The sequence below is a fragment of the Bacillus sp. RC240 genome, assembly GCF_044907945.1.
Classification (GTDB): domain Bacteria; phylum Bacillota; class Bacilli; order Bacillales; family Bacillaceae_G; genus Bacillus_A; species Bacillus_A mycoides.
The window spans coordinates 537,799-550,194 of the sequence record NZ_JBIYCT010000001.1 but is presented as its reverse complement, the minus strand read 5'-3'; the positions used below and the strand labels follow the sequence as shown (position 1 = coordinate 550,194).

Below are 12,396 nucleotides of genomic sequence, written 5' to 3'. Positions count from 1 at the left end.
AAACTAGTCTAGTATTTTCATTTTCGAAAAAGGATAGTACACAAATTCCACTTTTCCTATTATATTATCTTCTTCAATATATCCTAAACCATTTCGACTATCCTTACTTTGTTCACGATTGTCTCCCATTACAAATAACTTATTTGGCGGAATCTTTGTCTTTTGAAAATTATAAAACACTTGTGTATTGTTATATAAATCTTTATTTATATAAGGTTCATCTTGCTTTTTGTCATTTACGTATACAGTTCCATTCGTTATGTTAATTACGTCACCAGGAAGCCCTATTACGCGTTTCACATAATATTTCGACTCATCCTCTTCCTTAATAATGACGATTTCTCCGTGCTGTAAGCTAGAAAAATGTACCGCAGCTTTATTTACAAATACGTAGTCTTCTTCATGTAAAGTTGGCTGCATTGATTTTCCTTCCACCTTACATAAAGTGAAAGACTGGTACGTTACTACTAGGACAAATATAAATAGTATGTACTTTCCCCAACCTCTCTTACTCTCCTCTTTCATATCCATTCCCACCTTATTAAAACACTTTTCAGCTCAAAAATATATCACTGCACCTGTTCATTTGCGCAGTGATATACTACAATTTGAAGTTTTTTACTGTACCTTATCCGGCTGTTGTGCTACTGGGACTGGACTTGCACCCGATCTCTGCGTTTTTAAGTCAAAATATGCATCCAAAACCTCTTTACCAATTGCAGAATTAATACCTGATTTATCATTATTTACCCATGGCACAACAACAGAAAAAGCAACTTCCGGATCAGCATCATATGGCGCATACCCGGCGAGAGTTAAATTATAACATTTTTTTCGATAGTTGTTTTCATCTCTTCCAATATCACTTTCTCCACCGTACACTGTCTCTGCTGTTCCTGTTTTCCCAGCTGGTTTATAAGGTAATCCTTTAAAAGTTCCAGCACCGGTCCCATCTACCTCTTGGAAAACTCTTCTAAACCCTTCTTTCACATGATTTATATATGAAAGATCCATATCCACTCGATTTAACACGACTGGTTCCATCGATTGCATAACTTTCCCGACTTCCTCTGGTCTATTCGGTTGCTCTCTAATTTCTTGTACAATTTGTGGTTTCATTCGGTAACCGCCATTTGCAATCGTTGACATATATTGCGCAAGCTGCAGCGGCGTATATGTATCATATTGCCCAATCGCATAATCAAGTAAAAAACCAGGTATATTATCGGTTCTACCCATTTGACCAATCGATTCATTTGGCAAGTCAATACCAGTTGGCACACCTAAACCAAATTGTCTAAAATAATAACGCATTTTATTAAACGCTTCTTGTTTAATATCTAACGGATTGTTTGGTACATAATCAATCCCCGCAATCTTTAACGCCGTATTAAACATGTAGACATTGGATGAAACTTGCAATGCTCTTAAATCATCAATATCTCCAAAGTCTTTCCACGATTTCTTCGGCTTCGAACTTCCTTTAAAGTACATTGGTGCATCGAAAAAATGCGTATATGGCTTAATCGCTTCTGTTTGATATCCCGCTAATACCGTAGCTCCTTTCACAGTTGATCCTAACTCGTAAGAACTAATCATCGTTCCTAAAGCGTAGTCTTCTATTTGCATCCCGCCGTCTTTATTTACAATTTTCTTTCCTGCTAATGATAGAATTTGACCATTTTTCGGATTCATCATAACGACGAATGCCCGATCCATCATCGGTTCAGAAGAATGAAATGCCCTTAAATTCCTTTCAAGACTTTCCTCCACCTTTTTCTGTAAATCCATATCAACTGTTAACATTAAATTATTTCCACTTTTTCCTTTTGTCACTTTTTCAGTTCGAATAATATTTCCAGCTTTATCCGTAATATTTTTAGACTGTTCTTTCGTTCCATGTAACACATCTTCGTATTGTTTTTCGATGTAACTCTTACCAATACGATCATTTCTGTTATAATCTCGCACTAAATAATAGTCTAATTGCTCCCTTGGTAATCCCTCATTTTCAGTAGAAACACTACCAAGTACAGAACGTAGTATTTTATCATTTGGATATTCGCGCTCCCAATCCACAGTCGTATCTACGCCTGGCAAGATTGATAATCTTTCACTCACTACTGCATATTCATTTTGACTTACATCTTTTTTGACGATTTGTGGCGTCATTTTATATCCCGCATTCATTTTACTTTTAATTGCTAGTACTTCTATATCCTCTTTCGAAAGCTCGTTTAATTCTTCTTGTGTAATTCTTTCTCTTCTCAATTCTTCTACTTTCTTATCTAAGTCTTTCCCTTCTATTTCCTGTTTCCTAAATTTACTCTCATCTTCTTTCGTTACTTTTGTTGCTGCACGTTTTTCGTTTAACTGCATCCAAAAGTCTTTTTTATCTGTCTCTGTTAACTTGTCCATATCTTCTTGCGGCATTTCAATTAGCTGCGCTAAATTTCTTGCCACTATTAAAACCTCTTTTGAGTCCACTCCTTTCATCTTCGTATATGTAACAGTTCGTAACGGTTTATTATTTACAATAACTTTCCCTTCCCGGTCAAACATCTTCCCTCTCGGAACTGGAGTACTCACCGTTACATCTTCCTTTTTATTCACTTCATTTCGATACGTTTCTCCGTCAATGATTTGTACTTTACCTAATTGAATAATAATAGCTGAAAATAAAAGAAAAACGATAAAAAATAGTACATTTAACCGAAACGGAATATGAGTCTTTTTCTTTTTCGACTGTTTCTGTTTCTCCTTTTTCTGTCTCATTTTGCTCCCTCGCTTCATTCTATTAACATTTCTGCGCAAAAATCATTATGTATTAAATTTATTTATATGCTATATATAGAATTTTATATTAATTACAAAAGAAATAAAAGATTTAATTTTCAGTTTTTGATTTTCTCATCCTATTTATTACCATTCCCCTTATACGCAATAACATGAATATAATTCATACAAAAAAAACTGAGGTAGACATCATTCACCTCAGTTTCTTTACGAAAACAAAAACTTATTTAATCGAAGATAACCCTTTGGCAAATTCACCAATCTTATTTTGAAAAACAAAATCAAAATTGTATTCTTGCCCTGTTAACTCTTCATTTACTAAAATTGTTGTTGCGCCTACTTCTCTCTTTGCGATTTCTGGGAATGAAGCGACAGGTTGCACTTTTAATGACGTTCCCATTACGAGAAGTACATTTGTTTCATATAAACGTTTTATTGCATTTTGATATTGTGGTAACGTATCTCCGTATAAAACAACATCTGGGTTTAGAATGAAATTACACTTCCTGCAACGCGGTACTTCATGATCAATCATATATTGTAAATCATATCCCGTTTTACACTTCGGACAATGCGCAGTTTGAAGTGTTCCATGTAAATCAATTACATGTTTACTACCACCTACTTGATGCAAACCATCAATATTTTGCGTTAAAATCGTTATGTCTTTCCCTTGTTCTTCTAGCTCCGCTAAAAAGCGATGCCCGCGATTTGGTTTATATTGATGAAACGTATTAATTTGAAAGATTTCTTTATAATGCTTCCAAAACTCTTTCGGATTTCTATTATAATAGCCTCTCGACAAATACATCTCTACATTCGCATCAGCATATAATCCATTTGCTGAACGAAAATCAGGGATTCCACTTTCTGTGCTTGCACCAGCACCTGTTAACACTGTAATTTTCTTCGCTTTTTCTAAAATTGAACGTACTTCTTCAAATTGCACAAAAATCACCTCTATGTATATTCCTATACTTATTATACCAGTTGTTTACAATAGGTGTTGTACAATTCATTTTACTTAATGCGTCGCGCCACCACATTCTACAATATCCACTTCTATTTCCGTTGTCATCTCAACTGCTAATTGTATACCTTTACTAATCGTAGAAAGTGACATACTCGGTTGCCCTGGATAATTGCTCGCTTGCTCTGGTAAGAACGGAATATGAACAAATCCGCCTTTTATTTTCTTATCATGTTTTTCTAGTTCGTGCATGAGACCATAGAATAAATGATTACAAACGAATGTACCTGCAGTTTGTGAAACTGATGACGGTATACCTTCTTCGCGAAGTTTTTTCACGATTGCTTTCATCGGAAGTGTAGACCAATACGCATTAGGTCCTTCTTCTACAACCGGCATATCCACCGGCTGATTTCCTTCATTATCAGCAATTCTTGCATCATCAATATTAATTGCTACACGCTCTATCGTAATATCTGGTCTGCCCCCAGCTTGTCCAATACATATAATCATTTCCGGTGACAACTCTTCTATATACTCTTTTAATACTCTTATTGATTTATGAAATACGGTTGGAACTTGTTTACTAATAATCTTGTACTCTCCGATTGTTTTTTCATGCAAACTTTTTGCGACTTCCCAAGCTGGATTGATACTTTCTCCGCCGAACGGATCAAATCCTGTTACTAATACTGTTTTCATAGTTTCACTCTCCTAATTAGAAACGATATACAAGGCCGTACATTATAAACATATTTATGATAAAAATTGAAAGAGCAATTGGTACTTGTGCTTTAATGACTGCATTTTTATCTTTCAGTTCTAAAAGCATCGCAGGTACGATATTAAAGTTTGCTGCCATTGGAGTAAGCAGCGTTCCGCAATATCCAGCAAACATACCTAGTGCTGCCATAATTGCTGGGTTTCCTCCGTGCATTTGAACAATTAAAGGTAATCCGATTCCGCCAGTGATTACTGCAAACGCTGCGAATGCATTCCCCATTACGACTGTAAATAGCATCATTCCTAAACAATAGGCCATAACAGCAACGAATGGATACTCTGTCGGTAACACTTGTCCGACTAATTCCGAAACGACTTGTCCTACGCCAGACTTCGCGAAAATACCACCAAGTGCAGCTAACATTTGTGGTAAAATAACTGCCCAACCGACAGCCTGTAGTAACCTACTTCCTTCTTGAACAGGCGTTGTTATTTTGGATTTTGTAATACGCATCGCCGCAATGAATGCGAGTAATGCTCCTAGCGCTAATGCAACTAATGTTACTTTATCAGGATCAACAAGTGCGACATTTCCCCATTTAATTTTCCCTAACGTTAACGTACCGATTATCGTAAAAATAGGAATTAATAGTGCAGGCATGAAAATTTTATTCTTTAATTTCTCTGCATGTTTCACACGTTCTTGTACTGGTACTTCTTTCTCCTCGGATTTTGTTACTTTATTCAATGAAGCTAAAACGACCATAGCGAGCACAATACAACCAACGTAAAACGAAGGGATTACATTTCCGAATAAAAATGTAACTGCAAACAATGCCCAAAATAAACTAGAACCGAATCGGTTTGGATGTTCACGATCAAATGCAATACGAACAGCGATAAATGCAACGATGATACCTAATACATAATAAATTGTATCCATTGTTATGATGTTCATCTTATATAGCCTCCTTCTCTTGGTTTTCTTCTGCCTTCATTGTTTTCTCTATATACTTATCAAACCTTCTAAACCTAATCCAGCTCACAATCAGTGCCGATATCGCAGTTGGAATGCCCCAAAGCGCCATATCCCATACACCGACATGCATACCTACTGAATCGAAGAACCCTTTCATTAATAAAATGGCACCAGTTGCGATAAAAATATCTTCTCCGAAAAACCAAGCTGTGTTTTCCGCAGCTGCTGCGTTTGCTTTAATCTTTTCTCTCAATTTTTCAGGGAGTTTACCGTATTTACCTTGCGCAGCCCCTTCTGCCATTGGCGCAACAAGCGGTCTTACCGTTTGCGCATGACCACCGATATTCAGTCCAAGTGCTGCTGATGATTCTCTTATCGTAAAATATGACATTAATACTCTTCCAGTTGTTGCTCCTTTTGATTTCGTTATAAGTGCTTCTGCTCTTTCTTTTAAACCATAACGCTCTAAAATTCCGATTACCGGCAAAGTTAATATGATTGGCATAGACATATATCTGTTTTCTATGAAAAATTTACCGAACATGCTGATCACATCATAAAAGCTTAAGCCTGAAACCATACCAGTAACAATACCCGCAACCATTACTACTAACAGTGTATTTAGCCTAAATAAAAACCCAACTGCAACAAGTAAAATCCCAATTAATTTCACCAATTTTAACACTTCCTCTCATTTTTAATCCCGCTAATTAAAGTTTCACTTTATTTGGTGCGCATATAGAAATACCATTAAGTTCGAATGTTCTGTATATTTTTTTCGCAAATTGTACTGCTTTCTCTCCATCCCCGTGTAAACATATCGTTTGCGCCTGAACTGCTACTTTCTCCCCATTAACCGATTCTACATACCCTTCCTTCACCATTTGAAGTACTTGTTTTATCGCTTCATCTTCATTTTTTATAAGAGCATTTTCTTCTGTACGGCTCGTTAAAGTTCCATCCTGCTTATACGTGCGATCAGCAAAAGCTTCTTGTACGAGAGTTATATTATATTTTTCTGTTGCCTTTATAAATGCCTCACTATTCGCTAATCCGTAAAGTAATAATCCAGGATTAATATGATAAATTGCCTTTGCGATTGCATCCGCAATTTCCGAATCAGTTGCCGCCATATTATATAAGGCACCGTGCGGTTTTACATGTTGCATTTTCCCTCCAGCAGCTTTAACAAATCCGTCTAATGCGCCAATTTGATACAAAACATAATCGTATACTTCACTTGCTGAAACATGCATGTTCCTTCTTCCAAATCCAATTAAATCAGGAAATCCAGGGTGTGCTCCTATTGCTACGTTATGCCCCAGAGCTTTTTCAACCGTTTGCCGCATAACGGCCGGATCACCAGCATGAAAACCACAAGCAACGTTTATAGAGGAAACGAACGGAAGAATTTCATCATCATTCCCCATTTTATAAGCTCCAAAACTTTCTCCTAAATCACAGTTTAAATCGATTGTAGTCACGATGTTTTCCTCCAAATCTCAGCTTCGTAAAGCGATGAATTTCTTTAATAGACTCATACTTGTTTCCTGCTTTATATATAATTGTGCAGCGTCTTCCATAGTTATTTTTTCAAAAGTTACATAGTCTCCTGGTTTCAGCTGCGCTAGAAGAGGTAAATCTACTGAAATTACATTTCCAATTCTCGGATAACCACCTGTCGTTTGTCTATCCGCCATTAATATAATAGGCTGTCCACCATTTGGTACTTGAATTGTTCCGAATGTAACTGGGCTCGATAAAATTTCTATCTCTTCAACTCTATTTAAAACATCTCCGTCAAGCCTATATCCCATGCGATCAGCATAATTGGACACTTTATACTCTTTCGAAAAAAACGACTTTATACTTTCTTCTGTAAATTGATCATATTCAAAGTCTGTTATGACGCGAAGAATAGGATGCTTCTTATATTTTGGTAAAGCATCGTTACAAATTGCCCACTTCGTTTTTATACGCTTTTCTTCTTGTAAATTTTGAATGAAACGACTTGCAACTTCTGCCCCTGTACCAATTTGAAAATAATCTCCTTTTTTCAGCATTCTCCCTTCAATACCGCCAAGAGCAGCACGTATGTAAGTACTTTTACTTCCCATCGTACAATCAATATTTATACCACCCGCAAAAGTCACATATACTCTGCAACCACTCTTTGCTTTTCCGAGACAAAGCATGCTTCCTTCTTCAGCTAATATGGGACGCCATAATGGAATACGTTCTCCATTTAATAACGGTTCCATATCCGCACCGCCAATCGCAAGCAATGTCGTTTTCTTTATTAACATTTTAGGTCCCATTATTGTAATTTCGAGTCCAGCTTCATTCTCTTCATTACCTACTAACATATTAATCATCCTGAGCGCATTTTTATCCATTGCCCCGCCAACAGGTACACCGTATTGTTGATAATGAGATCGTCCTAAATCTTGGACTGTTGTAAACATTCCTGCATGCAAAACCTCTACATCCATTCTTTAGCCCCCTCAAGCGATACGTACTCTTCCTTTGTTATTGGTATAAACCGTAAATACATACCACTTTGAATATATGTTGGTGTTTCTTCTTTTGGATTAAATAGAGAAATAGGTGTTCGGCCGATAATATTCCAGCCTCCTGGTGTTTCAAGCGGATAAATACCTGTTTGATTTCCGCCAATACCTACTGAACCAGAAGCAATTTGTAACCGCGGTGTTTCTTTTCTAGGTGTTTCTAGTTCTTTCGGTAATCCCCCTAAATACGGGAACCCAGGCGTAAAACCTAACATATACACGAAATATGTTGTTTCACTATGTATTCGAATAACATCCTCTACTTGTAATCCTTGATAATGCGCAACCTCTTCTAAATCAGGTCCATATTCTCCCCCGTAACACACTGGTATAGAAATATGTTTCACATCTCGGTTCACTTCTTCTTTATATGAATCACACAGCTCCCGTATATACTGGCAAACATAATCATATGGTCTTATATTTCTATCATTTTTCTTCCATACTTCGTACAAATTGTAGTACACCGCTAATGAAGTAAACGACGGAACGCATTCAACCATTCCTGCAAATGGATGCCGCCTTAGCGCTTGAAATAACCGCTGCACTTTTTCGTATATATCCATCCCAATTTCTTCACCAAATGTAACAATAATTGCTTGATCCCCTAACGCAGAAAATTTCATCCCACTCCCTCTTTCTATGCCAAAAAGCCGAGTTCTTTCGAAATGCGGTATGCTGTTTCTTTCACTTTCGCAGTAAAATATAAAATGTTACTTTCGCTATACTCAATTGCTAAACCTGAAATACTAATACCTGCTACAACCGTTCCATCATTCGTAAAAATCGGAGCTGCTATAGCCGCTGTATGATTTTCTAATTCAGAATAGCTAATTGTGTATCCAGCTTGTTTTGCCATATGTAACACTTCTAGTAAATGCTCCTTATTCACAATCGTTCCATCTGCAAACTGCTTTAAATCAGTTTCCTCTACGTACTTTCTTTTCTCTTCTTCAGAAAAATACGATAGTAAAATTCTCGGACATGCACCCGCATAAAGCGGTGCTCTTCTTCCAACCGCCGTATAAACACGTACTGGCTGAACTCCTTCCATCTTTTCAACGTAAATTGCATCATTACCATCTTGAATAATTAAATTAACTGCCTGCCCTAAACTATCTCTAAGCTCTTTCATATATGGAATCGCAATATTTCTTACGGATAACCTTTGTGAAACAAGTTGACCAAATCGTAAAAAAACGACTCCGAGACGATACTTGCCCTTTTCTGTTTTTTGTAAAAAGTCCATTTCTTCTAACGAGCCAATTAAACGATAAACCGATGTTTTCGGCATGCTCGTAAGCTGAACCATCTCTGTTAAACTTAGCTCCTCATGCTCATAAAACAACTCTAAAATATCCATTGTCTTAACTGCCGTTTTATTTATACTCATCCTATCTCCTTCTTGTTCCGAATTTCGGAACTTCAATTCCGTTTTTCGAAACAAACATATAATTTAAAATTATAAAATATTCTTTCAATTCTATCAATATATTTTTCGCAAACAAAAAAAGTATGGAAGAATATTTCTCCCATACTTTTGCTTTACTTTATAACGCTCTCACTTGTTTCAATGGCCAGAAAACAGCTTGTCCTTTTCCGACAATTTCATCTTCTGAAATAAATCCAAACATACGACCGTCTTTAGAAACTTCACGATTATCTCCTAAAACAAACACTTGGCCTTCTGGCACTTTCGTTTTCCCTGTGATTTGTTCTAACGTAAAATCAGGAGTTAATACACGACCAGACGCCTTTTCTTTAAATTCTTTTAAATACGGTTCTTCCATCGCTTTTCCGTTTACATATAAAACATCATCTTTATACTCAACTGTATCACCCGGTAAACCAATTACTCGTTTTACTAAATCGTACCCTTCTTTTCCGTGGAAGACGATAACGTCAAAACGGTCTAATCCACTTATACTATAACCAATCTTATTCACGAGAACTCGTTCGTTATTTTCTAAAGTGGGCATCATCGATTCCCCTTGTACTAATGAAGGTGTAAATAAAACACCGCGAATAATAGCGATTAATACAAGGGTAAATCCTATCGTTTTAGCCCATGAGAATAATTCTTTCTTCGTATTTTCCTTCATCGTTTCTCCTCTTTCTTAAGTGTTTATTTTATTATTTGAACTAATTCTTGTACTAAATTAGGATCAATTTCAGAAAAACATGATTTCCCTTCTCTTACCGCTGTACCGACATGAGCTTGAGAAATTCCAGTTTCATCTAGCAATTGCTTTACATTCTCTTTCGTTACTCCACTTCCGACAACAAGCTGTATATTCCCTTCACTTTCCTTCTGCATCTCTCGAAGCACCGGAATATTATCTACTACATTTCCTTGTCCGCCTGAAGTTAACACGTGAGTAACTTTATTGAATTTTTTCAAAGCTTTCATCGCTTCTACTGGATTTTCTGTATCATCTATCGCACGGTGATACGTTACATTTATTCCATCTACAACAGATAATAAATCTACTAATTTCTCTTCATCAACTTCATTTTGTACGTTTAATACACCTAATACAACACCAGCAGCTCCAAGATTTTGAGCAACTACAATATCTTCTTTCATCATTTCAATTTCTTCTTCCGTATATGTAAAAGACTTCGCATGCGGACGAATCATAACATGAACTGGTATTTGCACTGCATCTACTGCTTTTTTTATAAAAGCATAGCTCGGTGTTAAACCACCTTCCGTATATGATGAAATGAGTTCAATTCGATTTCCACCAGCCTTCTCAATTCGCTTCACATCTTCTAAACAAGTTGCAATAACCTCTAGCATGAGATAACCTCTTTTCGTACTTTTTTCTTATTATACAGTAGGTGAAATAAGAAACATAGCATTCCACTATAAAACTATAAAAAGAAGAATGAAAAGAAAGATTTATTGAATTGATAATAAATATCATATATGTTATATTTTTCTTAAAATTACACATTCTTATATTCCTATAAAAGGAGATGAATATATGATTCTTACAAAAAAACGGTTCGTTATCTCTAGTTCATTTATTGTAATTGCATCACTTTGCGCGATTACTTTATTAACAAAGCAAACTACAAAACTAGCTTCCTCACCTTCAAGTATAGAAAAAGAAACTATGACTCTTTCATCAGGTAATAAAGAAGAAATCCAAATATTTCATTCGTCTTCATTTAATAATTCACATACATTCCGCGGGGACATGGGTACTGGATTTGACTTTAGTGGCCAAGGTGACCTAAAAGTCACAGTTGAAAATGCCGGTACAAATGCATTTACATATTCAATCAAATCAAAAGATGAAGAGAAACTAGTAAGACATACAATAAAACCAAATGAAGGTAAAACATTTACTTTGCGTTCATTAGTTACCTCTCCTGAGCCAGGTTACTATTATTATATCCGCTTATAATGAAGATGGATCTGAGAGTAGTATGAGGCTTGAGGTGCAACCGGAATAATGCAAAAAGTAATATAATGGAGAGTATATCGCTAAAAGTGAAGATGGATGTTTAAACATATTTCAGTCTAATACTTACTTACATCGAATCTAAACTCACCCAATGAAAAAGTCCGTCATTTTGACGGACTTTTATAATTTCAAGCATTTCTTTCCTCAGTTTTCATATCAATGCCTAATTGATCTTCCAATAACTTTACACCTTTTTTTGTAAGATGAACGGCTCGATTCTTATCCATTTTTGTAATCCATTCCTGTTCAAAAAACAGTTTTGCTATTGCAGATCCTAACCAACCAGAAATATGGTAGCGTCGTTCACTCCAATCAAGACAAGGTTTTGCAAATACCCTCCTTTTTATATCGGCCTTATCAATATTTATTCCAAAATTCAGAAACCACTCCTTACCTTGTTCCGTTACAATATATTCTCCGTCCTCTAAAATTATAAATTCCCTATCTAGTAATTTTTCAGCTATCTCTACACCGAGTTTGCCTGCAAGATGATCATAACAAGTTCGAGCATAGCGAACTTGTTTTAGTTGACCCGATTGTTTTAAAGAGCGAACTTCAACTGTTGGTGCGATTGTCCCTAACTTTTCAATAACTTCTGCTACCTCTTGATTAGCAAGTCGATAGTAACGATGTCTACCATGTTGTTCAACTGTAAGTAGATTCCCCTCTACTAATTTAGAAAGATGAGAACTAATCGTTGGATGTGACACTTTTGCCATATAAGCCAATTCGCTAGCAGGTAGTGCCTGATTATTCATTAGACAATCTAAGATGATTGCTCTTGTAGGTTCAGCAATTAATTTAGCTATATATGAGATATTCGGATATACATTCATATTTCGATGATACCCTAACTGTTAAATTGATACAATTATTTTAAGT

Annotated in this window: 14 protein-coding genes; 1 reads left to right on the top strand and 13 read right to left on the bottom strand. The window is 36.1% G+C overall.

Features of this window, described 5'->3' with window-relative positions:
- Positions 1-3: 3 nt before the first annotated feature.
- The 12 genes from lepB (ABH955_RS02770) to ABH955_RS02715 all read right to left on the bottom strand — a co-directional run bounded on the left by lepB (ABH955_RS02770) (position 4) and on the right by ABH955_RS02715 (position 10,841).
- Positions 4-525 carry a signal peptidase I gene (gene lepB / locus ABH955_RS02770; protein ID WP_404447327.1) on the bottom strand — a complete coding sequence of 174 codons (522 nt, stop codon included), beginning with the start codon at positions 523-525 and terminating at the stop codon, positions 4-6.
- A 93-nt stretch (positions 526-618) separates the two neighbouring features.
- The gene (locus ABH955_RS02765) at positions 619-2,793 is read right to left on the bottom strand and encodes a peptidoglycan D,D-transpeptidase FtsI family protein (protein ID WP_404453246.1); all 2,175 of its coding nucleotides are present in this window, start codon (positions 2,791-2,793) and stop codon (positions 619-621) included.
- Positions 2,794-3,019: 226 nt separating this feature from the next.
- The gene (locus tag ABH955_RS02760; RefSeq protein WP_404453243.1) at positions 3,020-3,745 is read right to left on the bottom strand and encodes an NAD-dependent protein deacylase; all 726 of its coding nucleotides are present in this window, start codon (positions 3,743-3,745) and stop codon (positions 3,020-3,022) included.
- A 75-nt stretch (positions 3,746-3,820) separates the two neighbouring features.
- Positions 3,821-4,468, bottom strand: coding sequence for a pyroglutamyl-peptidase I (gene pcp, locus ABH955_RS02755; protein ID WP_404453240.1), 648 nt, complete (start codon positions 4,466-4,468; stop codon positions 3,821-3,823).
- Positions 4,469-4,484: 16 nt separating this feature from the next.
- Positions 4,485-5,447: a DUF979 domain-containing protein gene (locus ABH955_RS02750; RefSeq protein WP_002137085.1), complete on the bottom strand. Its 963-nt coding sequence runs from the start codon at positions 5,445-5,447 to the stop codon at positions 4,485-4,487.
- Between the two features lies 1 nt (position 5,448).
- Positions 5,449-6,144, bottom strand: coding sequence for a DUF969 domain-containing protein (locus ABH955_RS02745; protein WP_002127994.1), 696 nt, complete (start codon positions 6,142-6,144; stop codon positions 5,449-5,451).
- 34 nt (positions 6,145-6,178) lie between these two features.
- Entirely contained in the window at positions 6,179-6,952 is a 774-nt protein-coding gene (gene pxpA, locus ABH955_RS02740; RefSeq protein ID WP_404453237.1) for a 5-oxoprolinase subunit PxpA, read from the bottom strand.
- Positions 6,953-6,970: 18 nt separating this feature from the next.
- Complete coding sequence (locus tag ABH955_RS02735) at positions 6,971-7,960, bottom strand: 5-oxoprolinase subunit C family protein (RefSeq protein WP_404490835.1); 990 nt, start codon at positions 7,958-7,960, stop codon at positions 6,971-6,973.
- On the bottom strand, positions 7,951-8,664 hold the full coding sequence (gene pxpB, locus ABH955_RS02730; protein ID WP_404447346.1) for a 5-oxoprolinase subunit PxpB: 714 nt from the start codon (positions 8,662-8,664) through the stop codon (positions 7,951-7,953). The genes ABH955_RS02735 and pxpB overlap by 10 nt, the downstream gene beginning before the upstream one ends.
- A gap of 14 nt (positions 8,665-8,678) precedes the next feature.
- Positions 8,679-9,431 carry an IclR family transcriptional regulator gene (locus tag ABH955_RS02725; RefSeq protein WP_002128000.1) on the bottom strand — a complete coding sequence of 251 codons (753 nt, stop codon included), beginning with the start codon at positions 9,429-9,431 and terminating at the stop codon, positions 8,679-8,681.
- A 157-nt stretch (positions 9,432-9,588) separates the two neighbouring features.
- Positions 9,589-10,140 (bottom strand): signal peptidase I, encoded by a 552-nt coding sequence (gene lepB / locus ABH955_RS02720; protein ID WP_002013664.1) that lies wholly within the window; start codon positions 10,138-10,140, stop codon positions 9,589-9,591.
- A gap of 23 nt (positions 10,141-10,163) precedes the next feature.
- Complete coding sequence (locus tag ABH955_RS02715; protein WP_404453233.1) at positions 10,164-10,841, bottom strand: copper homeostasis protein CutC; 678 nt, start codon at positions 10,839-10,841, stop codon at positions 10,164-10,166.
- 187 nt (positions 10,842-11,028) lie between these two features.
- On the opposite strand from ABH955_RS02715, the gene ABH955_RS02710 reads away from it, so the two are divergent.
- Complete coding sequence (locus tag ABH955_RS02710) at positions 11,029-11,454, top strand: hypothetical protein (RefSeq protein WP_404453230.1); 426 nt, start codon at positions 11,029-11,031, stop codon at positions 11,452-11,454.
- A gap of 188 nt (positions 11,455-11,642) precedes the next feature.
- Here ABH955_RS02710 and ABH955_RS02705 read toward each other — a convergent pair whose 3' ends face one another.
- Entirely contained in the window at positions 11,643-12,350 is a 708-nt protein-coding gene (locus ABH955_RS02705; protein ID WP_016091700.1) for an ArsR/SmtB family transcription factor, read from the bottom strand.
- Positions 12,351-12,396: the final 46 nt, after the last annotated feature.